This window comes from Bacillus cereus group sp. MYBK30-2, from assembly GCF_051915945.1.
Lineage (GTDB): Bacteria > Bacillota > Bacilli > Bacillales > Bacillaceae_G > Bacillus_A > Bacillus_A paramycoides.
In genome coordinates this window covers 1,254,643-1,279,143 of sequence record NZ_JBQAFR010000002.1, presented here as the reverse complement: position 1 = coordinate 1,279,143, position 24,501 = coordinate 1,254,643, and the positions used below count along the sequence as shown (strand labels likewise).

The following is a 24,501-nucleotide window of genomic DNA, read 5'->3' as shown; positions in this document are numbered from 1 at the left end:
CAACTGCCCGTAAACGCCCGATTGGTTCAACTAATAATCAGTGGGGGATGAACAAAACCCCCACTGATTAAAGTTTCACTTTATTACAGTACTGATAAAAAAACGCTCGGATACAATTCCGAGCGTTTTTTTATATTATTTTAAGTTCTCTGGGTTTAAAGCTTCTAGTTCAGGTACAACGAAGCGTCCGTCTTTACGGATTAGTACGTCGTCGAAGTAAATTTCGCCGCCGCCGTATTCAGGGCGTTGGATGCATACTAAATCCCAGTGGATGTTAGAGTTGTTGCCGTTCCATGCATCGTCGTAAGCTTGTCCAGGAGTGAAGTGGAAGCTGCCATCGATTTTTTCATCAAATAGAATGTCTCCCATTGGATGTAAGATGTATGGATTTACACCGATTGCGAACTCACCAACGTAGCGTGCGCCTTCGTCTGTATCGAAGATTTTGTTAATGCGTTCTGAATCGTTTGCAGTTGCTTCAACGATTTGTCCATTCTCAAATTTAAGTTGTACATTTTCAAATGTATAGCCGTTGTAAGGCGATGGTGTATTGTAAGAAACTGTACCGTTAACAGAATCGCGAACTGGCGCAGAGTATACTTCACCATCTGGGATGTTTAAATGACCTGAGCATTTAATAGCTGGAATGTCTTTAATAGAGAATGTTAAGTCAGTTCCAGGTCCAGTTAAGCGAACTTTATCTGTTTTATTCATTAATGCAACAAGGCTATCCATCGCCTTATCCATTTTTCCGTAATCTAAGTTACATACTTCGAAGTAGAAGTCTTCGAAAGCTTCTGTGCTCATTTTAGCAAGCTGTGCCATAGAAGCATTTGGGTAGCGAAGAACAACCCAGCGTGTTTTCGGAACGCGAATGTCTCTATGAACTTTTTTACCAACTGTTTGGCCATGAATTTTCATACGTTCACTTGGAACGTCGGCTTGTTCGTTAATATTATCACCAGAGCGAAGGCCGATGTAAGCATCCATATCTTTCATTACGCTCGCTTCATATGTAGCGATTTGTTCGAAATGTTCTTCCGTAGCACCCATTAATAAAGAGCGATCTACTGAGTGGTCTTTTAAAGAAACGAATGGGAAACCGCCAGCTGCATATGCTTCTTTTACAAGTGCAGTTACAAGTTCTTTTTGTAAGCCAAAGTTTTCAATTAATACTTTTTCGCCTTTTTGTAAGCGAATAGAGTAGTTAATTAAATTGTATGCTAACTTTTCAATGCGTGGATCTTTCATATGTAAAGCCTCCTTACTAATTATGTATCCTCTCCTATTGTAACCTACTTAGTGGAATTTGTTGAATGATTTATGTTAAAGTTAACGAATAAGTATGAAAATTCTAATGAAAAGATAGGGATTAGAATGAAACGGAAAATGATTGTATAATAGGAGAAAGTATGAAAAAGATAAAGGAAGTGATGAAATGCAAGTTCTTTTATATGTAAGTGCGGCTATTATTGCAGTTGCTTTCGCTGTATTAGTAGTATATGCATGCAGAACGTTGTTATCGGTTCAGAAGACGTTAGAAAACGTTGCAAGCACGTTAGAAGGTTTAGAAAAGCAAATGCAAGGAATAAGTGTAGAGACGGAGCAATTATTACATAAGACAAATGCGTTAGCTGATGATATTCAACAGAAGTCACAGTCGCTAAATAAAGTAGTAGAAGGTGTGGATGGAATCGGAACGACGATTCACTCTTTAAATACGAAGCTTCGCAATGTGTCAGAGTCTGTTACGGACGAAATTGAAAATAATGCAGATAAAGTAGCACAAGTTGTACAGTGGAGCAGCGCAGCAATTGAAGTATACAACCATTACCGTGCTACGAGACAAGAGAAAAAGATTGAAAAAGAAGAGCGTAAACTAGAGAGAGCTGAGCAGAAGGCTGAAAAGAGAGAGAAACGCTCTAGACTTCGTATGAGAGGTGAGTAATGATGAGTATGATAAAAATTGAAACGATTGAAGAACTTGAAGCGTTAGTAGAAAAGAACGAGCCATATGTTCTTTTTAAACATAGTACAACATGTCCAATTAGCCATGGTGCATATACAGAGTTTCAAGCGTATTGTGGTGAAGAAAGAGAAGTACCAGCATATTACTTATACGTACAAGATGCGAGAGACGTTTCGAACCATGTTGCAGAGCAGTACAGTATTAAGCATGAATCTCCGCAAGTGTTATACATAAAAGATGGAATGGTAGTATGGCATACATCTCATTGGAATATTAAAAAAGAAGCTTTAGAAGAGAATGTAAAGTAGAGAGGCAAGCGAGAGGCTTGCTTCTTTTTTATTTTGTTGCAATATATTTAGTGGTACACTATAAATACATTAGAACTAAGTAAATTGAATTTTGAAAGTGGGTTTTAAGCAATGAAGAAAATGGCGTTATTCTTCACAACCGTAAGTTTATTACTGGGGGCTTGCAGTAATGATACTATTGGTAAGAAGGATGAAGTTGTACAGAAAGATACGAAAGAAAAAAGTATGATTCCAAGAACCGCGGTTTCTAAGGAGTATTATAGAACTGTTATTCCTTTAAAGGAACAAAAAGTAATTAATACAGTTAATGTTACAACGAATTCTAAACTAGATTTAGCAGAATATGAAAGTGGTTTAATGAATATTGCTTCAAAACAATTCGATACAGAAAATTACGTATTACAATTAAATCAGTATATTCCAGAGAAAACTATTGATGAATTAGTTACGAAGCAAGAAGTACCGGTTGTGACTAATATTATAGAACAGGACTATTTCAGCAAACAAAATTCAAATGAACTAAGCTTGTCTGGTGTAGTTATTGGTTTAGCTATGTCTTCAAATGTATCTAATGAGGAAGCTATTTCTAAAGGTACTGAAGTCGCTAAGAAGCTTATAGAAGCTATTAATAAAAATGATAAATATAACAAATCTCCAATTACGTTTGCTATATTTAAGCAAGAAAGTACAAGTTCTTTAAAGAATGGTACTTATATTTCTAGCGCTTCTGTTCAAAAGAATGATACAAATATTGGGAATTGGGAAGCTATTGATGAAAAGTCGTATTCGTATCCTTCTCAAGAATTTGAGGGAGCACATGGAGAAGATAATAAAAAGCTAAATGATTTTTCTAAAGCGATAAAGGAATTTTCTAAAGGAGATTATATTCCAGTTAATGCTAAGATTTCATATAAGCAAAATCGTATGGATAAATTAAATCTGGATATTGTCGTTAAATACAATGGTAAATCAGAATTAATGGGGCTCTCTCAAATTGCTGTTCAAAGTATGTTAGAACAATTGCCTAAAGATGCTAAAGTACAATTACAAATCAAGTCCGAGAGTAAAATCGAGGCTGTTATTATAAAAGAGAAGGACAGCGATAAGCCGTTTGTTTCTTTCCTATAATAAAAAAAGACAGTTTAAATACTGTCTTTTTTTCATTGCAAACTACTATATTTGCATGAAATTCTCATGTATTCTTTCTATCTGTTCACTACGTCACTCTTTGTTGTATATCGTGTGACAACTGCATATGTATCAGCTATAATAAGTTATCTTAAAAAAATTAATGACTGTAGCATATAGAATTTTGAAAAAGGTGGCTTTCTTATGGCATCACAAGAATTGGATCGTTTACGTTCTGGAATCGATCAACTCAATCTACAAATATTAGAATTACTAAGTGAAAGAGGCCGTCTCGTGCAAGAGGTTGGGAATTTAAAAGAAGTACAAGGTGTGAAACGTTTTGATCCTGTACGTGAAAGAAATATGTTGGATTTAATTGCAGAAAAGAATGATGGTCCATTTGAAACATCAACTTTACAACATATTTTCAAACAAATTTTCCAAGCTAGTTTAGAGTTACAAGAAGACGATCATCGTAAGGCGCTACTTGTTTCTCGTAAGAAAAAAACAGAAGATACAATTGTCGAAATTAATGGTGAAAAAATTGGCGATGGTAATCAGCATTTTATTATGGGGCCATGTGCTGTGGAAAGTTATGAACAAGTACGCCAAGTTGCAGAAGCGATGAAAGAGCAAGGGTTGAAATTAATGCGCGGTGGTGCTTTCAAGCCTCGTACATCTCCATATGATTTTCAAGGTCTTGGATTAGAAGGCTTGCAAATTTTACGCCAAGTTGCAGATGAATATGATTTAGCTGTTATTAGTGAAATTTTAAATCCAAATGATATTGAAATGGCATTAGATTACGTTGATGTTATTCAAATTGGTGCTCGCAATATGCAAAACTTCGAACTGTTAAAAGCAGCTGGTGCTGTAAATAAACCAGTATTATTAAAGCGTGGTTTATCAGCAACAATCGAAGAATTTATTAATGCGGCAGAATATATCATGGCAGAGGGTAATGGTAATATCATTTTATGTGAACGTGGTATTCGCACATATGAAAGAGCAACGCGTAATACGCTTGATATTTCCGCTGTGCCGATTTTAAAGAAAGAAACGCATTTACCTGTCGTTGTCGATGTTACGCATTCTACAGGGCGTCGTGACCTTCTATTACCAGCTGCAAAAGCGGCGATGGCAATTGGTGCGGATGCGATTATGGCAGAAGTACACCCGGATCCTGCGGTTGCTTTATCAGATGCAGCACAGCAAATGGATATTCCGGAATTCAATGAGTTTATGAAAGAATTAAAAGCATTTGGAAGTAAATTATAAAAACTTTTAAAGAGGCGGTCCAAAAAGACATTTTGAAACAGCCTTCTCTTATTTTATAAGTTTTTACTTATGGGACATCTCCTTTTTACAAAAATTGCCCTTTTTTGCATAAAAAATACGAAAATACGAGGAAAGAAGCGAATTTTTTCGAAACTTTTGCGGGAAAATATTGTATGAGCCTGCGTTTTTATCGTATCATTAGTAAAAGGAAGAACTCGGGACGATTGTTGGCATCTGCAAATAGAGTTGATGTCTTTTTTTCATTCAAGTGAACCGATACATAAAAATAGATAACATAAATAGAAGGAGTGTGCGAAGAGATGAACGTAACAATCTATGATGTAGCGCGTGAAGCGAATGTTTCAATGGCTACTGTATCACGTGTTGTGAACGGTAACCCAAACGTAAAGCCTACAACAAGAAAGAAAGTATTAGAAGCAATTGATCGTTTAGGATACCGCCCAAATGCGGTTGCACGTGGACTAGCAAGTAAGAAGACAACTACAGTGGGTGTTATTATCCCTGATATCTCAAATACGTTTTATGCAGAACTTGCTCGTGGAATTGAAGATATCGCAACAATGTACAAATATAACATCATTTTAAGTAACTCTGACCAAAACAAAGAGAAAGAGTTCCACTTATTAAATACGATGCTTGGGAAACAAGTGGACGGGATTGTTTTCATGGGTGAAGATATTACAGATACTCACGTTGAAGAGTTCAAAAAATCTCCAGTACCAATTGTATTAGCAGCGTCATTTGATGAGCAAAATGAAACGTCATCAGTAAATATTGATTATACACAAGCAGCTTACGATGCAATGAAGCATTTTATTGAGCGAGGACATAAACGTATCGGTTTCGTCTCTGGTCCTTTCATTGATAAAGCGGGAAGCGCGAAGAAGTTACAAGGTTATAAAAAAGCTTTAGAAGAAGCAGGTATTTCATATGATGAAAATCTTGTAATCGATGGAGATTACACATATGATTCAGGTCTAGAAGCGTTTGAAAAGCTTTGGAGCATTGATGAAAAACCAACAGCAATTTTCGTATCTTCTGATGAAATGGCACTAGGTGTAATCCACGCGGCACAAGACGCTGGATTAAACGTACCAACTGATATCGAAGTGCTTGGTTTTGACAACACTCGCCTTGCCTTAATGGTACGTCCACAGCTTTCAACAGTTGTACAACCAATGTATGATATCGGTGCAGTAGCAATGCGTCTACTAACAAAATATATGAACAAAGAAAAAGTGGAAGATCACACAGTTATCTTACCTCACCGTATCCAATTTAGAGATTCAACGAAGTAAGCATAAAAGAGCTCACAGCGATAGCTGTGAGCTTTTATTCATATTCAGGATAATATTGTTTAACTACTATATCTACATTTTCATTTTTCTTAACGTGTAAAAATCTTGCATATAATTCTTTTCCTGTCTCAAATGGTGTTTCAGCTAATTCGAACACATGTCACACTTTTTGAAACTTCCAAGTTACTTACACATCGTACATATTATGGGGTTATTCCTTGTTATATGTCACATAAGTGCAAATTTAACTATTATAGGGCAATGTCATGTATAATAGAAAGAAAAGGTTTGTGAGGGGGGAGAAGAGATGATCGTTCTTTGGATAATTACGCTTTGCATGACTGCTATTTTTGCATATATAACGTTAAAACAAAATGGCTTAAAGCGATTTGTTCCAGGAAGTATTCTTGCAGGAATCGCCCTTATCACGTATGTAATTTCTATTTTTACTGAAAGTATTTCGATAGATTTAAGTACGAGTTTAATGTTTATCGGTATTACACTATTTGCAGGTAGCATTATGGTACTTATGGTTGCAGGTATTATTATATTTATTCATATGAATTCGGAAACGTTATAACATATAAAAAAAGGCATGTCCCGAGAGGGGCATGCCTTTTATCCGTTCAATTATGCTCTATCTTTAGAAGAGTTTTGTTGTTTTAGTAAGTCGCGAATTTCGCCAAGAAGAGCTTCTTCTTTTGTTGGTTCTGGAATTTCTTCCTCTTTTTCTTCTTCTTTTTTAGATGTTAGAGTGTTGAAAACTTTAATAAATACAAAGATAGAAGCGGCAATGATTAAGAAGTCAAAAATTGTTTGGATGAAGTTACCGTACATAATAGATGATTTACCAAATGTAAGTTTTAAATCTGTAAAGTCAACGCCACCCATTATCATACCAAGTAATGGTGTAATGATATCTTTTACTAAAGAACTAACGATTTTACCGAATGCAGCACCGATTACGACCCCGACAGCTAAATCAACTACATTCCCTTTGAAAGCGAATTTTTTAAATTCATTCCACATGTGTTATTCCCATCCTTTCCACGATTCAATATGAAATTTATAATTCCTATCAACATATTCTATAGAAAATGTTGATAGAAATAAAGGGGAAATGGGAATGAAAGTAAATTCTGAAAAATGTATCCGTTTTAATTTTTGCTTACATCGTCAAGTAGAGATTGCAGCATTTGCTGAGATTTTAATCCTTCTAATCCATCCACTATAGGCTTTGTATCCCCATGTACACATTCGATAAAATGATGAACAGCATCTTCAAAACCGCGCTGTTTTAACGTTGTTTCCCATGAGGGTGAACCACTTTGTGAAACGGAGTTTTCCTGCTCAATTTCAAATGTGTTCATATTTTTTACGCGAATGATTTTACCTGTCGTCACAAGTTCAATTTGTTCTAAATTTGTACCGGCATGGCGGTGCATCGCTGTAGAAAGTAGCAGTCCATTTGAAGTTGTATATGTATGATGGCCGTAAAGAAGTTCATTCTTTTCATTTATTTGCATCATATTGTGAACGGCGTTAAGGTCATCATTAGCTAGCCAGCGAGCAGTATCTACAATATGTAAGTAATCATCTAACATTGTAAAGTCATACGTATATGGCCCGACTTTATTTGTGCGGTGCTTTTCAATCCGAATCCATGAAATATCAGTAGCCTGCTCTTTTGCAGCGACATACATAGGAACGAAGCGACGATTAAATCCAACCATTAACTTTCGATTATACTTTTCACTCATTTCGACTAGCTTTTCTGCTTGTTCAGTAGTAGCTGCTAAAGGTTTATCAACATAAACATCGATTCCTTTTTCGAGAAGTTTAGAAACGATTTCATAATGTGTAGCAGTTGAACTATGAACGAAGATTGCATCACATTCAGAAGCTAATGTTTCAATAGAATGAAAATCTTGAATACGATATTGCTGGCAAATTTGTTTTCTTTTCTCTGCGTTAGGTGTAAACGCCCCTACAAAATTCCAATCTGTCTCTTTTGTAAGTGTTGGGAGATAGGCTTTCTGTGCAATATTTCCAAGACCAATCATTCCAATTTTAGGTATATTCATTTTATTCCCGCCTTATTATTCAATATTTATATGCCGGAATAAATGTAGCATAGGATAGCTGAGAATGGCAAAAATGAAGAATCTATATTGAGAGATTCTTTATATCATAGTAAGTTCGCTATCGCTTAATAATTTGTGTAGCATTTTTTCTTGATTTTGTTTAGCTGTTTTATTCCCTGTTTTAGCATATAAGGAAATTAAATGGTGATACGTATTTTCTTCAAATGGATTCATAGATTGCATACGCATGCCAATATCAATTGCTTCAGTGTAACTCGCGCCTTCTATATAAAAACGAATAAGGGAAAAGGCGTGTTGAAAATATAAGTTTTGTAATCTTGTTCTTTCTCCTTCGCTCCACCAATAGTCCATATCAATAAGGTAATCTCCAGTATATAAAGAGAGGCATGCAATGTATTTATCTAATGTATCGCTACATATTTCTTTTGGAAGAGCGGCTACTGCTTGTTCGAATAGATCAACATCAATCAAAGTGTTTTGTAAATCGAGTTTATATCCGTCATTCACTCGAGTAATGTTTACATTCATTTCGTAAGCGTGGATGGTTCTTCGAATTTGATATATGGCTGAATGTAGATTTACTCTTGCTTGTTCTAAATCAGTATTTGACCATAGTAATTCAATTAAAGTATCTCTATTAATAACTTTATTTCGATTATGAACTAAAAATAAGAATAGTTCTTTCGCTTTTTTTGTGCGCCATTTTTCTAGGGGGATTTTTTTGTTCTTTTCATGATCTACATAATGTAACTCACCAAGGCAATTGAGTGTCGAAGTTTCTATTGGAGCGGAATTAGTTGTTTCAATCGTCATGTTTTGCATAAGACGTTGAATAGTATTATGCAATCTTTCCCTCGTAATAGGTTTCATAATGTAATCCAATGCATAAATTTCAAATGCTTCAACCGCATAACGGTCATGTCCTGTAATGAAAACTATTTTTATATTTTTATGTTTTGATTGTAGTTCGCGGGCTAACATAACGCCATTTTTTTCAGGTATCTCAATATCAAGAAAGGCGACATCAATTGTATGATCTTTACTATAAAAACTAAGAGATTCACAATCATCAAAGCAAACGATATCTTTAAAAATTTGAAGTTCTTTTAACATCTTTTCAAGTCTTTGGAGTATTAATGGTTCATCATCAACAATAATTGCCCTCATAGTTCATTACCTCTTTCTTACAATCTTGTTTAATGATTTAACTCAAGTCATATCACCAATAAATATTTAGACAAAATAGGATATTTTTCATCCCTCCATATATAACCAAAAATAACCATAAATATTCCATGGTAATTATTTGTAATTACTATTATAAATGATTCTTATTAATTGTTATATACAATAATTTGTTTAAATATTTTTATTGTTCAATTTTTGTTCAGTTTTTGTTCAGTTTCCCAATTTATACTTTGAGCGTAAAAGTAATTTAGCGAAAAAGGGGGAAATGGGGCGAGATAAATTTATGTTAAGTGAGAGGATGGAACGATGAAGAAGAACTTCACATTATTTTTGTTGCTTCTACTCATGTTTCAAGTGATTAGCCCAGGGATAATAGCGCTTGCTGCTAATACGGTAGAAGTGGTGCAGCATAAGGTAACAACTAAATCGACAGGGAATATGTGTTTAAGGGAGCATGAAGGGGAGCTAAGTTTTAAGTGGCCGGCACCAAAACAAAAGAAAGTTGATTTTGTTATTGTGCAAGATGCGAGTGGTAGTTTTAAAAAAACAATGCCGGATGTGAAAAAAGCATTAAGTAATATTGTCAATAACTTAAACCCTGAGACAGATCGGGTGATGGTAACTAGTTATCAAGATTATAAGGGATATAAAGATAGTTATGGTAGGGTGCTTAGGAATGATGGTCCTGGGATCAAAACAACCTTGCAAGCACAATTAACTAGTAACTTCACCCTTGCAAAGAATGGCATCAATAAAATAACTCCGAATAGCGGTACACCAACTGCTAGTGGTCTTCAGTTTGCGTTAGCGGAGTATGAGAAAGCAAAGGGGCAAAACGACCCAGACCGAGAAACAGTTTTTCTGCTTGTTACAGATGGTGTTGCTAACATTCGAAAGGATGGCTATATTTATAAATTAACAAATCAAGTAACGGATGAGGGTAAAGGTTATTATTCGAATGAATATGGGCAAGATTATGTAGGTGCTTTGAAGGAAGTAACTACAGAGGCTCAAAATATAAAAAATGCGGGATATAAACTTGTTACAGCTTTTTGGGAAGATAAAAGTATGCTAGCAGCATCTGACCAATATTATGATAAATACGATACACAAGTAGGACCGTATGCAAGGCAAGAGTTAAAAAAGATGGCAACAAAACCAGAGTGGTTTGTTTTAGCAAATGATATTGAAGAATTTACAAAAAATTTAATTGAAACCGTTACAAAAGTGACAAAAAAAGAAAAAGATAAGATGGTTTTAAATATTAATAATGATTTACTTGTAACAGGTGTGCAAGGGTCTGGTCCAAATGGCGTTAATACGAAGCCTGTTATACAAGATAATCAGATCATTTGGGATTTAGACGGACAGCCGGAAGGAACGTATAAAGTCACTTATAAGGTGAAGGAAAAAACACCGCAATCGAAAGAATTTAACGTTGCAGATGGATATTTTATGTTCTTTGATCAAAAGTTTGATATTCAAACCGTCAAGGCACTTCCAAATGAAAATGCTACTAAGTGTACTACGGCGGTAACGAAAAAAGTTTCTGATTCAGATCAAAAATTGGTCGATGAGGCATTGTTAAATTCATTGCATGAAGAATTTGTATATGATGTCAATTACAACTTTGGATTTGACGTGGAGTCAAAACAAGAAATCGTTATACAAGATGATTTGGAAGATATTTTAGAAGTTTTAGATGCGAAATTGTTAAACGAAAAAGGCGAAGCTGTGAAAGTAACACCAGTTATAGATAAAGAGAAGGCAATTGTTACGTATAAGTTGCCGAAGCAAAATGATTCGTACGCGTATTTAGCTGGTGGACAATATCGATTAACGATTAAAGCGAAGATAAAGATTGGTACAAATATCGATGTGATCAAAGGGTACCTAGATAAAGGTGGCGTTCCGAATACGGCAAAGCTCATTATAGATAACAATCCAGTTGTTTCTAATAAAGTCATTGTGAAGCCACCAATTGAAGAGCCGAAATTACGCAAGACTGTATCGGATGACGATGAAAAGAACGTGGAAAAGGCTACATTATCCAATGTAAAAGAGAAATTTGTTTGGAATGTGCAGTATGAATTTGGAAGTTCACCAAGTGGATACGATTCTATCGTATTACAAGATGATTTAGAAGATATTTTAGACATTTTAGATGTGAAGGTCATCAATAAAAAAGGTGAAGTCGTAAATATAAAACCAAAAATTGATGCTGCTAAGAAACATGTAATGATTGAAGTACCGAAACAAGAAGGAAGTTATGCGTATTTAACAGGTGAAGTATATACGATGCAAATTACATCTAAAATTGCTGATGGTGTAAATCAATCAGAATTAGCACGTTATATAGTAAAAGGTGGAATTCCAAATACAGCAGAGTTAGTACTAAATAATAAGTCAGTGAAATCTAACGAAGTGTATGTGGTTCCTCCGAAGGAAAAACCGAAAGTAACAAAAACCGTTTCTACTCAAAATGAGAAAGAAGTGGAAAAAGGTACATTACAAGAGAGAAATGAAGAGTTTACTTGGAATGTAGCATACCAATTTGGCAATGATACCGCAAATTTAGAGAAGGTTACCTTACAAGATGACTTAGAGGATATTCTAGATATTTTAGATGTGAAGCTTATGAATGAAAAAGGTGAAGTTGTAAAAGTAACACCGAACATTGATAAGCAAACAAAGAAAGTGACAATTGAGTTAGAGAAGAAAGATGGTTCATATGCGTATTTAGCTGGTTTAAAGTACACGATGCATATTAAAAGCAAAATAGCAGAAGGTACACCAGTAGAGGTGTTAGCGAAATATATTGCAAATGGCGGCGTGCCAAACATAGCAGAGCTCGTATTTGATAATACGCCAATTAGTTCGAATAAAGTAGTTGTTATTCCGCCATCTATAGGTAAGATCGAAATTGAAAAGGTAGATGCAGCTGATGAAAATATTAAGTTGCAACATGCGGAATTTCAAGTTTTTAACCAAGAAGGGAAAGAAGTTGGAAAGTTAATTACAGATGAAAATGGCAAGGCTAGCTTAGAGAAACTACCGTTTGGAAAATATACGATTAAAGAAGTGAAAGCGCCGAATGGATATATGTTGCTCCGTGATCCAATTGAGGTCGAGGTAACGGCAGCGACACCTACACAAACGTTAAAAGTAGAAAACAAAAAAAGCGAGTGGGAAATTCCAAACACAGGCGGTGTTGGAACAAATGTATTTTATTTAATTGGTATTTTTTTAATGATTGTAGTTGTATTTTTGTTTTTCCATAAGAGAAATAGTAATTACTAGAATATTAAATTGGTAGAAGAGGAGAACGAGAAATGAAAAAGTTTTTAAGTATGTTTTTAATCTGTTTGCTAACATTTGCTTCATTGCCAAGTATATTAATAAAAGCAGAATCGAAAAGTCCAAGTAAAGGTACGTTAACAATTCATAAATTTGAACAAGAGCCGGATGGTAGTCCAGCTTTAAAAGAAAGTAACTCTAAAGGAGTAGAAATTCCTAAAGGTGCGAAGCCTTTAGCAGGAGTTGTGTATCAAATTAAACAAGTTGAATCATTTGGAACAATTTCAAACGATGGAAAAATCGTTAAAGAAGACATCAAACCAGTAAATGGAGTTCCAATTGAAATTGAAACTAATGCGGAAGGGATTGCATTTTTTGACAATTTACCACTAGGTCGTTACGAAGTGAAAGAAATTTCTGGACCACCACATGTAAATATAGACACAAAAACATACAAAGTTGATATCCCGATGACAAGTGAAGATGGGAAAGTATTAACATATGATGTTCAAATTTATCCGAAAAATGAAACGAAACGTGGTGCAGTAGAATTAACAAAAATTGGTGTGAAGGATAAAGCGTTAAAGGGTGTTCAATTCTCTTTATATAAAGAAGATGGAACAGAGTTAGAAAAAGGTTTGGAGACAGATGGAAATGGTAAAATTCGTGTCGGTAACTTATCGTACGGGAAGTATTACTTTTTAGAAACGAAAGCGCTAGATGGTTATGTGTTGGATCCGAAAAAATATGAATTCTTCATTAAAGAATCAGGTGTAATTAATAAAGATGGTACAGTTACTTCTGGTGAAGTAGTTAAAGTTGATGTGAAAAACTATGAAGAACCAACAATTGATAAGAAGATTAATGGAGATTTAAACAATTTACCAATTAATACGAAGACGGATTATAACTATGATATTAAAACACTAATTCCAGAAGATATTAAGGATTATAAACATTATGTCGTAACAGATGTATTAGATAGTCGATTAGAAATTCAAGATCAACCAGTTGTAAAAATTGATGGTAAAGTAGTAGATGCAAGTGTTGTAGAAGTAGTTGTAGACGGTCAAAAAGTAACGGCTACTGTAAAAGATTTCTCTAAATTAGATAACAAAAAAGAGTTTCATTTGCAAATTAAAGCACAAATTAGAGATGGCGTAGAAACAGGAGTAGAGATTCCGAATACGGCAACAATTACTTTTAAAAACAAAGATGATGTAAAAGGTGAGAAGGCAACAAAACCAGTTATCGTTACTCCAACGACTGGTAGTATTACATTAACGAAGGTTGATGGAAAAGATGGTAAGAAATTAGAAGGTGCAGAATTTGCGCTGCAAGATACAAAAGGAAATCCAGTAGAAATCGATGGAAAGAAAGTAGTAGGTACATCTGATAAAAATGGTGTAATTACATGGAGTAAACTACCTTACGGTGAGTATCGAGTTGTAGAAACAAAAGCGCCAACTTATGAAAAAGAAGATGGTACAACAGGTAGTTATCAACAATTAAGAGAAGCGATTCATGTAACGGTTGATGCTGATCATAAAACAGTTACACTTACTGTAGAAAATAATAAGAGTGGATGGATTTTACCTTCAACAGGTGGTATCGGTACAATCTTATTTACTGTAGTAGGTCTTGTATTAATGATGATAGCAGCATTTGTTTTCTTTAGAAAAAAAGCAACAAATAATTAATAAGCGATTTAAATGGTAATGAAAAGAGGAGAGGAAGGCCTTTCCTCTTTTTCGGCATTTTAGCCCGTTATTTGAGGGCCAATAATCAGTGGGGTGAATAAAACCTACACTGATTAAAGTTTCACTTTATAGGAGGATATGATGAAACGTAACATTATATTTGGTGCTATTTTTTTATTGGGACTGTGTATTTTTTTATATCCGACAGTAAGTAATTGGTTGGCAACAAGAGCGCATTATTCAGCAGTTAGTTCGTACGATAAAAAAGTAAAAGAGTTGCAGCAAAAAGAAATTGAGCTTAGGGAGAAAGAAGCGAATGAATATAATAAAAATGTCCAGACGACGTCACAGTCACTTTCGGATCCATTTAATGAAAAAGGGGGCGACGAGAGTGGACGTTCATATGCAGATGTATTAAATGTAGGTGAGAGTATGGGGTATATTGAAATTCCTACAATTGATGTAAAGCTTCCAATTTATGCTGGCACATCTGAAAATGTTTTGAGCCGAGGAGTAGGACATATTAATGCTTCTTCTTTGCCAGTAGGGGGAGAAAGTACGCATGCTGTTTTAACGGGGCATCGTGGTTTGCCTTCTGCTTTATTATTTACGGACTTGGATAAGTTGAAGAAGGGGGATACTTTTTACATACATTCATTAAATAAAGTGCTTGCTTATAAGGTGGATCAAATAAAAGTTGTATTACCAAATGAAACGAATGATTTATTAGTTGTGAAAGATAAAGATTACGTTACGTTAGTTACATGCACACCTTATGGAGTAAATACACATAGAATGCTGGTTCGAGGGGAACGGGTTCCTTTTGAAGCGAAAGAAAAGGAAGCAGTTGTGGCTCAAGTGAATCCATTTGTAGTAGAAAAGTGGATGATTGGAATAGTAATCGTTCTATTATTTTTCATTGGAATGTTTCTTTATTTTAAAGTGAAAAAACGTTAAAGTACGAGTGACAAGATTTTTTTGAATATGGTTATTATTCACGCAATAAAGAAAGTGTGATATGTTATGGTAAAGATTTGAAAAAAAGTTCGTAATTTTATAAAGAGGGAATAAGTATGTCTAAAAGAAAAATATTGATAGTAGTATTCTTATTTATTCTTTGTATTGTCGGTTTTCGTTCCATTTGGTTTAAACAGTCTCTTTATATAAATCAACCACATGCTGAAGAAGGGATAGTAAATTTATCAGATATAACATTTGGCGAAAAAAATTTAGTTACGTTAAATGGTGAATGGAAATTTTATCCGAATGTTTTACTTACCCCGGAGCAAATGAAGGGAAATAATAAAGATTATGAATATATTGATGTTCCGGGGAACTGGAAAGAAAAAGTTGATCGTACTCATGAAAAAGAATATGGCACGTATGCGCTATCTATCAAAGTGAAGAATTCGAATGAAAATTACGGCTTAAAAATACAGCGTGTTCATAATCAGTTCGATTTGTATGTAAATGGAGAACTTGTACAGGAAAGAGGAAGTATTTTTAAACCGAATGATGTACATAAAACTTCACTTACACCAACTATCATAAAGGTAAAAGCGAATGAACAAGGGGTAATCAACCTTCTTATTCCTGTTACGAAAACGACACAAGAATCAAAACATGGCGGGATTACAGGTGGAGTTCGTTTTGGTAGTGAAAATGCCATTGTACAGGATAGCTTTAAAAATCTTATGATGCAAATTATTGCAACGACAATAGTGTTTTTACATGGTATATATGCATTTATCATTTTTGTGATGAAGCCGAAAAATGTTGAGATTCTATATTTTTCACTTTGTAGTATATTTGCAGGTCTTACATTTTTAATTACGGATGAACGTTTTTTGTTCTCTTTATATGAATTTGATTTTTCAATATATATAAAAATTATATATATATCGTTTGTAGGGTTCGCTTTATTCATTTTACTGTATATGAAAAGGTTTTTACGAGGTTATGGGGATAATAAATTTATTTTATTTACTATCGTATTATGTGGAATTTATGTTTTTGTAGTATTGTTTTCTTCACCTAGACTTGTGCAAGATTTTGGATTTATATTATTTTTTACAATTATTATTCCATTCATTTTAACAGCAATTATTGTTTTACGGGTGGTGGAAAGTGGAAAGCATGATTTAATCTTTTTACTTTTTACAGTGATTAGTACTACTTGTGGAGTATTGTGTGCGAGTTTTAAAGAGTTTGCTTTCATTTATAGCATAGAGTTTGCGAGGATATTTGATGCGGATTTTTATCCATTTGATATTGTTATAGCAATGGTATCATTTTCGACTTTTTGGTTTATCCGATTCTTTCACACGAGTGATGAGAATAGTGAACTGGTTGGAAAATTAAAAGAAGAGCATCATAAGAAAGATCAATTCTTAGCAAATACAGCGCACGAACTTAGAAATCCGTTACATGGGATGATGAATATTGCACAAAGTGTAATGGATGAAGAGAAAGCGATAAATGGTGAAAGTAAACAACATCTAAAACTATTAATGACAATAGGAAGGCGTATGTCGTATTTGTTGAACGATTTAATAGATGTTACAAGAATGGAGCAGAAAGGGATACCGATTCATAAGAGACCGGTTGATCTGCAACCAATTATTACAATGGTGATTGATATGCAAAAGTTTATTGGAGAAGAAAAGAAATTACAAATTATCGCGAATATCCCTGAACGGTTTCCATTTGTATTAGCTGACCAAAATCGTCTTATTCAAATTTTATTTAACCTACTTCATAATGCAGTTAAATTTACGGATGAAGGGGCTATTACAATTGATGTTGAAAAACGAAAAAATTACGCGGCTATTCAGGTTACAGATACTGGTATTGGAATTGATAAAGAAGCGCAAAAGCGAATCTTCCTTCCATATGAACAAGGTAGTGATTCATATGGTGAAAGTGGAGGATTTGGACTTGGGCTAAGTATTTGTAAACAATTAGTGGAAATGCACGGGGGAACACTTACTGTTACATCCGTTTTACATAAAGGCTCTACTTTTACATTCACATTACCACTTGCTGAAAAAGAAGAGATGCTAATTGTGTCAAAAGAAACAATTGAAAAAGTAGTGGAATTAAAACAAGTTGAAATGAAGGATAATAGAGTCGGTAATAGAAGGAGAATTCTTGCTGTTGATGATGATCCTATAAATTTAAAAGTATTAAAGAGTATATTACCACAAGATGAATATGAACTTGAAACGGTAACAACCGGAAGAGAGGTTTTGGAGCGGTTAAATATGGAGTGGGATATGATATTAGTAGATGTGATGATGCCGAAAATGTCAGGTTATGAATTAACAAAAATGATTCGTACCCAATACTCTATTGCAGAGTTGCCTATTGTACTGTTAACCGCTAGGTCGCAGCCAGAAGATATTTATACAGGATTTCTTGCTGGGGCGAATGATTACATTGTAAAGCCTATAGATGCACTGGAATTAAAAGTGAGAATTAATGCATTAACAGAGTTAAAGCAATCAATTCATGAGCGAATAAGAATGGAAGGTGCTTGGCTTCAGGCGCAAATTCAGCCGCATTTTCTTTTTAATACACTAAATACGATTGCTGCATTAGGTGAAATTGATATTGTTAGGATGGAGAAATTAATTGTTGAGTTTGGAACGTATTTAAGAGCCAGTTTTGGTGAAGAAGTGTTAGCGGAAACCGTACCCATACAGCATGAATTAGATTTACTTCAATCATACCTTTATATTGAAAGAGAGCGATTTGGAAAGAGAATACAGAGCGTGCTGGAAGTCGAAGATGGAATAGAATGTGTAGTACCACCGTTTTCTATTCAAACATTAGTAGAGAATGCTGTGCGTCATGGTATATTAAAAAAAGCAAAGGGTGGAAGTATTCATATAAAAATAAAGAGTGTGAGTGGATTTATAAACATTTCGATTACGGATGATGGGATAGGCATGTCAGATGAAAAAATAAAAGAAATATTAGTGAAAAAACCGAATCAAAAACAGGGAATAGGTTTATTGAATACGGATGCACGATTAAAACAGTTATACGGAACTGGATTAGAAATAAAAAGTGAACTTGGAAAAGGAACGATTGTTTCATTCCAGCTTCCTGTTGTTATGGATAAATAAGGTTGTTAAAAAATCCGAAGTGATGAGCGCTTCGGATTTTTTAGTGCATTTTTTACTTATTCCCCTCTAACAAAATCTTCTCTATCTCTTCAAAGTTATGAGCACGAGCGTGTTGCAGCGGGGTAACACCATCATTGTCGGGAATATTAGGTAATTTATGTTAAAATATAAAGAGAAATAAAACTTCTTTGTTTTGCTAAAACGCAGGATAGTTTGAGAGGGAGTGCTAGATTTTTGGGGATAAATTAAAGAATAATAAATCAAACAAGGCTTTAAGGATTGGAACTAATATCATACTTATTTTATTAATTATTGGTGCAATACAAATGTTTTATGATGAAAATTATACAAATGACCATTTCGGTTGGTTATTTTTGGTTGCATTTTGGATGGTTAAAAGTATTTCTGGTTTTATGATAAGTTTAAAAGAGGGGGATAAAAAGTCGGTATTAATTGATTTAGGTTTAGTGCTCTGTTCCTTTTATCTTTTCTTTGTTTATAGTATGAAATATTTCTTCTGAAAATTAACTCACTAACGAGGCTTTAATGGAATAAGCCTCGTCTTCGTCTTTAAAGCTCAACTCTGCTCCCAGTTTGTTTACATACCAGTTTGAAGAAAGTTCTACATTGGTAACTGGAATATAAGTCGTTCCAACTTTTAATAATTTTTCTCGCACTCTATTTTCCCCCTTTAGTAAAATAACATTAATAAACTTGTTCTCTCTTTCCGGACTTATGCCTTTGTGAGTCCGTAATTTTCTCTTAAATCCCCAAAAATTTTTGAGTAGTAGAAGTAAACTGAGCAGCTTCTTCTAAAAAAGGATAATGGTTACTGTACTCAAATGGTACAAAAATAGAATTACGTATGCCCTCATGCATCTCAAGAGAATATTGAATGGGGCACTGTACATCGTGTTTTCCGCAAATAATAAGCGTCTTTGTTTGGATAGAAGGTAAATACTCTCTCAAATCAAATGAAGAATATTTTTTAGCGAAAGCGTTCATCCGGCTAGCGGACATTGTTTTTTGAATTGGTTTACAAAAATAAGAGTTGTAGTTTTCCGGTTTATACAACGATAATTTAGTTCGCTTAGTAGACAGTTTTTTTCGTTCTTCCTTTGTAAGAAGGGGACTTTTTAAGTTCTCAATGAGTTCTTGCATATAATGAAACTGCGGATGTTCTGGATGATAAATACAATTTGATGTTTTCGTATAATTACTGGCTGCAGCTCCCACGATAACTAATGATTGTAAGGAATTTGGATATGTAATCGCGTATAAAAGCCCAAGCATACCGCCTGTTGAATGACCAGCGAAATGCCATGTAGGAAATTGTAAAGCTTCTCTTATTGCTTCCAAGTCATGAATCGTTTCAATCATACTTAATTCATTTTCTGAATGAGCTTTTACAGAATTACCAGCGTCTCGTAAATTAATGAGGAATACACAATGTGTAGAAGTGAAAGCATCCGCAAAGTAATCGCCAGTTTCATTAAATTGTGAATAGTGATGTGTAATGCAAAGTGGCTCGCCATCGCCTTTTGCAAAAAGTTCGAATGTGCCACGATTTGTATTGATGATTTGTTGTTCCCACATAATATCACTCTTTTTCTTATTAGAGCCATGGATAGTCCGTTAGCAACTCAAAATATATCGATTTTTCGACAAAAGTCGACACTAAAATAAAAGGAGGCCATTCTAAAACGAGCCTCCTTTCTGTTTAATACAAAGATTTTTTCATATTATTCCGAATAATTTCAAGGGATTTCGCTACAGTTAATGCATTTTTTTCTTCAATTTCAAGTTTACGAGGGATAGGTTTATACATGTTGTCTGGATCTTCCCATGTGAGAGGAAGTTCTGTTTCTGCTTGTCCTTTCCAAGCATCAATCCATTCTGGAGGGAGATAACCTGAGATGTTTTGGATGTTGTTCATTTCGAGCCAAATAAGTGCCCAAGCTCTTGGGACGACGCGCCATAAGTCGTAGCCACCGCCGCCGACAGCAATCCAGCGACCGTTGCAATATTCATTAGCGATTTCACGAGCGAGCTTCGGTATTTCACGGTAAATGTTCATCGTTGCGCAAAGGTGTGTAAGTGGATCGTAATAATGTGCATCGGCACCATTTTGCGTTAAAATAATATCCGGTTTAAAGTATGCTGCAACTTCTTTTACAACAGTTCGATACGATTCTAAAAACGATTCGTCTTCTGTAAAGGCATCGAGCGGAACGTTAAAAGAGTAACTATATCCATTTCCTTGTCCGCGTTCATTCACAGCACCAGTTCCAGGAAATAAATAACGCCCAGTTTCATGTAATGAAATGGTGCATACATTAGGGTCGTCGTAAAATGACCATTGTACACCATCACCGTGATGAGCATCTGTATCAATATATAAAACGCGTAAACCGTATTTCTTCTGGATATATTTCATTGCGATAGAGCTATCGTTATAAATGCAAAAACCAGATGCTTTGCCGCGAAAGCCATGATGTAAGCCGCCGCCTAAATTAAGTGCATGTTTCACTTTTCCGGAAAGAACAGCATCTACAGCTGTTAACGTACCGCCAACGAGTAATGCGCTTGCCTCATGCATATTCGGGAACATCGGTGTATCTTCTGTTCCAAGCCCATATGTCATAGCAATTGATTTTTCTAACTTTCCTTCTCCAGCACGTTTTACCGCATTTATGTACTCCTCTGTATGAATGTAGGCAATCTCTTCATCTGTAGCCATTCGTGGTGCGATGACTTGAGAGGGAGAGATAAAACCGCTCTTTTGTAATAAATCATACGTAAGTGTGACCCGCAGTTGGTTAAAAGGATGATCAGGGCTAAAAGAATAGCCCCGAAAGTCATCCGAATAAATAAATGCGCTACTCATGCTTGCATCCCCATTATGTTCGGCCATAAAACGCGATAGCCCTCTGCTTCAAGTGCATCAATCACCCTTAAAGGATTCATCGTTTGAATGCGGAAAACGAGCACTTTATCATTCTCATCTTTTGCTGGATAGACGAGAACGCTCACAATATTAATTTGTAAATCGCTAAAAATAGCAACTACCTTTCCGAGAATACCCGGTTCATTTTTTACTTGAATTTCAATTTGCGAACTAGGCTGATGTGCCCCTGTTAATTTCACCAATGTGTGCAGTACTGTAGATTCGGAAATAATTCCTACTAGCTTTCCAGCTTTTGTAACAGGGAGACAGCCAATTTTATTTTCAAAAAATAAAGTAGCAATTTCCTCAACGAAATCAAGAGGATGGCAAGTCATAACAGGCTGTTTCATAATAAGTTCGAGCGGTTGTTTCAGCATATTGAGTGGAACTTGTTCATCAAGAATTGATGGACTTGCATCTCTTACATCTCGATCAGAAATAATGCCTACTACGTGATTATTTTGATCGACAATTGGAATGTGCCGAATACCTTTCGTACGTATCGTTCGGATTGCTGTTTCGATTGTGTCATCTGGATGTAATGTTACTACATTTTGATTCATAATTTCTTCTACAATCATTCCAGTTGCCCCCTTTATTAATACATAAAACGATTGTGAAAACGTAGACGATCGAATGCTTGAATGGAATCCGTATCGACGCGCTTACCGATGCGAACCATTAAACAGTTAGCGGGGTGTGAACAAATTTCAGGATCGTCTGTAGCCATCCATTGTAAACCACCGGCATTCATCATTTTTTCCATTACTTTTCGGTATTCCCAAACATTTAAGCCTGTTTGTTTTAAATCCCAGTGCCAATAATATTCAGTCGTTAATATAATGTAATCTTCCATATGATCGTCCATCATTGAAACTTCTAATAAGTTTTTTCCGACAGAGCACCCGCGAAAGGCTGGGACAACTTCAATCGCCCCAAGTTCAATTAAGTTTTCAATCTTTCCTTCTGACCATCGCTCGAGCGGATCAGGATATAAGTATGTAACATATCCAACGATCATTTGGTCATGTCTAGCAATAATGAGACGAGCTTCTGGTAATTTAGAAATTTCGACAATTGCTTTATATTGCTGCTCGGCAGGGCGAAATGCAACTAAGTCTGGATGAAATTCATACATTTCAAGATTATGTGTAGAGACAGGACCTTCAATAATTAAAGTTCCTTTCGCTGTTTTTAAGTTTCTGGCATTATATATTTTTTTATGAATCAATGTATTGCTCACCACCTTGAGGGTTTGTGAATCTATTAATATCGTACTTTATAATATATGCGATGTGAATCGAATTTTGTCATTAAAAATTTGTCTAAAAATCAACAAATATACTGAAAATTTTAAATAATATCATTATAATAGATAATAGAATACATAGGAGGGGGATGTAAAGTATGAAAGTAGAAACGCTTCCTGTCATTAAAGGGGAAAATAATTTGCCGAATTATGAAGAGGCATACGCAAATTTCAACTGGGAAGAGGTTAATAAAAATTTTACTTGGAATGAAACAGGCCGAGTGAATATGGCGTATGAGGCAATTGATAAGCATGCGAAATCCGATCGAAAGAATAAAGTAGCGCTTTATTATCAAGATGGATCGCGAAAAGAGAAATATACATTTAAGGAAATGAAGGATTTTTCTAATAAAGCAGGAAATGTCCTGAAAAACTATGGCGATGTTGAGAAAGGCGATCGCGTTTTTATTTTTATGCCGCGTTCCCCAGAATTATATTTTGCACTTCTTGGTGCAGTGAAATTAGGGGCTATTGTTGGACCGCTATTTGAAGCGTTTATGGAAGGGGCAGTTCGCGATCGTTTAGAAGATAGCGAAGCGAAGGTGTTAATTACAACTCCTGAATTGTTAGAGCGCATACCATTAAATGATTTACCGGCTTTAAAAACAGTCTTTCTTGTTGGAGACAATGTAGAAGAAGGCGGTAAACTTGTAGCGTTCAATCCTTTATTTGAACAAGCTTCAAAAGAATTACATATCGAATGGTTAGGCCGTGAAGACGGTTTAATTCTTCATTACACATCGGGTTCTACTGGTAAGCCAAAAGGTGTGCTTCATGCGCAAAACGCAATGGTTCAGCACTATCAAACGGCGAAGTGGGTATTAGATTTAAAAGAAGATGACGTATATTGGTGTACAGCTGACCCGGGCTGGGTAACTGGAACAGCTTACGGTATTTTTGCACCGTGGTTAGTGGGGGCATCAAATGTTATTTTAGGTGGACGCTTTAGTCCAGAAGCGTGGTACGAAGCGTTACAAGATTACGGTGTAACAGTTTGGTATAGCGCACCAACAGCGTTCCGTATGTTAATGGGAGCTGGACAAGATGCAATTAAAAAATATGATTTATCACAAGTTCGTCACGTATTAAGCGTTGGTGAGCCGTTAAATCCAGAAGTAATTCGCTGGGGGATGAATGCATTTGGACTTCGTATTCATGATACGTGGTGGATGACAGAAACAGGTGGACAAGTTATTTGTAACTACCCTTGTATGGAAATCCGTCCAGGTTCAATGGGTAAACCAATTCCAGGTGTGAAAGCAGCGATTGTTGATAATGAAGGAAATGAAGTGCCTCCATACACAATGGGGAACTTAGCGATTGCAAAAGGTTGGCCATCTATGATGCGTGCGGTTTGGAATAACCCGCAAAAATATGAGTCTTACTTCATGCCGGGAGATTGGTACGTATCAGGTGACTCAGCCTATATGGATGAAGATGGATACTTCTGGTTCCAAGGGCGTATTGATGATGTAATTATGACATCAGGTGAGCGCGTTGGTCCGTTTGAAGTAGAAAGTAAATTAATCGAGCACGCTGCTGTTGCAGAAGCTGGTGTAATTGGTATTCCAGATCCGGTTCGCGGTGAAATCATTAAAGCATTTATCGCGCTTCGCGCAGGATATGAACCATCTGAAGAATTAAAAGAAGAGATTCGTCAATTTGTAAAGAAAGGCCTAGCAGCTCATGCAGCGCCACGACAAATTGAATTTAGAGATAAATTGCCGAAAACGAGAAGTGGTAAAATTATGCGCCGTGTATTAAAAGCTTGGGAATTAAACTTACCAACAGGCGATTTATCGACGATGGAAGATTAAGAGAGA

21 protein-coding genes and 2 pseudogenes are annotated in these 24,501 nt (G+C 35.4%); 12 read left to right on the top strand and 11 right to left on the bottom strand.

The genetic code is table 11. The features are described from left to right. Positions 1 to 135: 135 nt before the first annotated feature. Positions 136 to 1,251 (bottom strand): aminopeptidase, encoded by a 1,116-nt coding sequence (locus ACTFQM_RS18250; protein ID WP_025147634.1) that lies wholly within the window; start codon positions 1,249 to 1,251, stop codon positions 136 to 138. Positions 1,252 to 1,438: 187 nt separating this feature from the next. On the opposite strand from ACTFQM_RS18250, the gene ACTFQM_RS18245 reads away from it, so the two are divergent. From ACTFQM_RS18245 to ccpA, 5 genes are all read left to right on the top strand, one after another. Continuing rightward, entirely contained in the window at positions 1,439 to 1,948 is a 510-nt protein-coding gene (locus ACTFQM_RS18245; RefSeq protein WP_002173808.1) for a DUF948 domain-containing protein, read from the top strand. Between the two features lie 2 nt (positions 1,949 to 1,950). Continuing rightward, on the top strand, positions 1,951 to 2,277 hold the full coding sequence (gene ytxJ / locus ACTFQM_RS18240; protein ID WP_025147632.1) for a bacillithiol system redox-active protein YtxJ: 327 nt from the start codon (positions 1,951 to 1,953) through the stop codon (positions 2,275 to 2,277). Between the two features lie 111 nt (positions 2,278 to 2,388). Next, positions 2,389 to 3,405, top strand: a complete 1,017-nt coding sequence (locus ACTFQM_RS18235) for a CamS family sex pheromone protein (protein ID WP_440035502.1) — start codon at positions 2,389 to 2,391, stop codon at positions 3,403 to 3,405. 204 nt (positions 3,406 to 3,609) lie between these two features. Then, positions 3,610 to 4,683 (top strand): bifunctional 3-deoxy-7-phosphoheptulonate synthase/chorismate mutase, encoded by a 1,074-nt coding sequence (locus tag ACTFQM_RS18230; RefSeq protein WP_440035500.1) that lies wholly within the window; start codon positions 3,610 to 3,612, stop codon positions 4,681 to 4,683. 320 nt (positions 4,684 to 5,003) lie between these two features. Beyond that, entirely contained in the window at positions 5,004 to 6,002 is a 999-nt protein-coding gene (ccpA, locus tag ACTFQM_RS18225) for a catabolite control protein A (RefSeq protein ID WP_002173804.1), read from the top strand. A gap of 34 nt (positions 6,003 to 6,036) precedes the next feature. On the opposite strand, the gene ACTFQM_RS18220 is transcribed toward ccpA, so the two are convergent. Beyond that, positions 6,037 to 6,159, bottom strand: coding sequence for a hypothetical protein (locus ACTFQM_RS18220; RefSeq protein ID WP_440035836.1), 123 nt, complete (start codon positions 6,157 to 6,159; stop codon positions 6,037 to 6,039). Between the two features lie 150 nt (positions 6,160 to 6,309). Between ACTFQM_RS18220 and ACTFQM_RS18215 the strand changes: the two genes are divergently transcribed. Next, entirely contained in the window at positions 6,310 to 6,582 is a 273-nt protein-coding gene (locus ACTFQM_RS18215) for a DUF3917 domain-containing protein (RefSeq protein ID WP_071718413.1), read from the top strand. A 50-nt stretch (positions 6,583 to 6,632) separates the two neighbouring features. On the opposite strand, the gene mscL is transcribed toward ACTFQM_RS18215, so the two are convergent. From mscL to ACTFQM_RS18200, 3 genes are all read right to left on the bottom strand, one after another. Next, on the bottom strand, positions 6,633 to 7,031 hold the full coding sequence (gene mscL, locus ACTFQM_RS18210) for a large conductance mechanosensitive channel protein MscL (RefSeq protein ID WP_440035497.1): 399 nt from the start codon (positions 7,029 to 7,031) through the stop codon (positions 6,633 to 6,635). A 128-nt stretch (positions 7,032 to 7,159) separates the two neighbouring features. Further along, the gene (locus ACTFQM_RS18205) at positions 7,160 to 8,086 is read right to left on the bottom strand and encodes a Gfo/Idh/MocA family protein (protein ID WP_440035495.1); all 927 of its coding nucleotides are present in this window, start codon (positions 8,084 to 8,086) and stop codon (positions 7,160 to 7,162) included. Positions 8,087 to 8,185: 99 nt separating this feature from the next. Next, positions 8,186 to 9,274 carry a response regulator gene (locus tag ACTFQM_RS18200; protein WP_440035493.1) on the bottom strand — a complete coding sequence of 363 codons (1,089 nt, stop codon included), beginning with the start codon at positions 9,272 to 9,274 and terminating at the stop codon, positions 8,186 to 8,188. Positions 9,275 to 9,601: 327 nt separating this feature from the next. Between ACTFQM_RS18200 and ACTFQM_RS18195 the strand changes: the two genes are divergently transcribed. From ACTFQM_RS18195 to ACTFQM_RS18180, 4 genes are all read left to right on the top strand, one after another. After that, positions 9,602 to 12,595 (top strand): isopeptide-forming domain-containing fimbrial protein, encoded by a 2,994-nt coding sequence (locus ACTFQM_RS18195; protein WP_440035492.1) that lies wholly within the window; start codon positions 9,602 to 9,604, stop codon positions 12,593 to 12,595. Positions 12,596 to 12,627: 32 nt separating this feature from the next. Then, positions 12,628 to 14,292, top strand: coding sequence for a SpaH/EbpB family LPXTG-anchored major pilin (locus tag ACTFQM_RS18190; protein WP_440035490.1), 1,665 nt, complete (start codon positions 12,628 to 12,630; stop codon positions 14,290 to 14,292). 141 nt (positions 14,293 to 14,433) lie between these two features. Then, entirely contained in the window at positions 14,434 to 15,249 is an 816-nt protein-coding gene (locus tag ACTFQM_RS18185) for a class C sortase (protein ID WP_440035488.1), read from the top strand. 116 nt (positions 15,250 to 15,365) lie between these two features. Beyond that, on the top strand, positions 15,366 to 18,422 hold the full coding sequence (locus ACTFQM_RS18180; RefSeq protein ID WP_440035487.1) for a hybrid sensor histidine kinase/response regulator: 3,057 nt from the start codon (positions 15,366 to 15,368) through the stop codon (positions 18,420 to 18,422). A gap of 52 nt (positions 18,423 to 18,474) precedes the next feature. Here the strand turns inward: ACTFQM_RS18180 and ACTFQM_RS18175 are convergent. Further along, positions 18,475 to 18,570, bottom strand: a pseudogene (locus ACTFQM_RS18175) (ankyrin repeat domain-containing protein); the annotation flags it as partial. Positions 18,571 to 18,652: 82 nt separating this feature from the next. Here ACTFQM_RS18175 and ACTFQM_RS18170 point away from each other — a divergent pair. Beyond that, positions 18,653 to 18,943 (top strand): hypothetical protein, encoded by a 291-nt coding sequence (locus ACTFQM_RS18170; RefSeq protein ID WP_440035830.1) that lies wholly within the window; start codon positions 18,653 to 18,655, stop codon positions 18,941 to 18,943. Between the two features lie 33 nt (positions 18,944 to 18,976). On the opposite strand, the pseudogene ACTFQM_RS18165 reads toward ACTFQM_RS18170, so the two are convergent. From ACTFQM_RS18165 to acuA, 5 genes and pseudogenes are all read right to left on the bottom strand, one after another. Beyond that, positions 18,977 to 19,099: pseudogene (locus ACTFQM_RS18165) on the bottom strand (VOC family protein); the annotation flags it as partial. Positions 19,100 to 19,184: 85 nt separating this feature from the next. Then, complete coding sequence (locus ACTFQM_RS18160; protein WP_440035485.1) at positions 19,185 to 20,018, bottom strand: alpha/beta fold hydrolase; 834 nt, start codon at positions 20,016 to 20,018, stop codon at positions 19,185 to 19,187. Between the two features lie 124 nt (positions 20,019 to 20,142). Beyond that, positions 20,143 to 21,309, bottom strand: a complete 1,167-nt coding sequence (acuC, locus tag ACTFQM_RS18155) for an acetoin utilization protein AcuC (RefSeq protein ID WP_440035483.1) — start codon at positions 21,307 to 21,309, stop codon at positions 20,143 to 20,145. Then, positions 21,306 to 21,950 carry an acetoin utilization AcuB family protein gene (locus tag ACTFQM_RS18150; protein ID WP_242273240.1) on the bottom strand — a complete coding sequence of 215 codons (645 nt, stop codon included), beginning with the start codon at positions 21,948 to 21,950 and terminating at the stop codon, positions 21,306 to 21,308. Before ACTFQM_RS18150 ends, acuC begins: the two co-directional genes overlap by 4 nt. 17 nt (positions 21,951 to 21,967) lie before the next feature. Further along, positions 21,968 to 22,600 (bottom strand): acetoin utilization protein acetyltransferase AcuA, encoded by a 633-nt coding sequence (acuA, locus tag ACTFQM_RS18145; protein WP_025147620.1) that lies wholly within the window; start codon positions 22,598 to 22,600, stop codon positions 21,968 to 21,970. A 176-nt stretch (positions 22,601 to 22,776) separates the two neighbouring features. Between acuA and acsA the strand changes: the two genes are divergently transcribed. Further along, positions 22,777 to 24,495, top strand: coding sequence for an acetate--CoA ligase (acsA, locus tag ACTFQM_RS18140; protein ID WP_002173786.1), 1,719 nt, complete (start codon positions 22,777 to 22,779; stop codon positions 24,493 to 24,495). Positions 24,496 to 24,501: the final 6 nt, after the last annotated feature.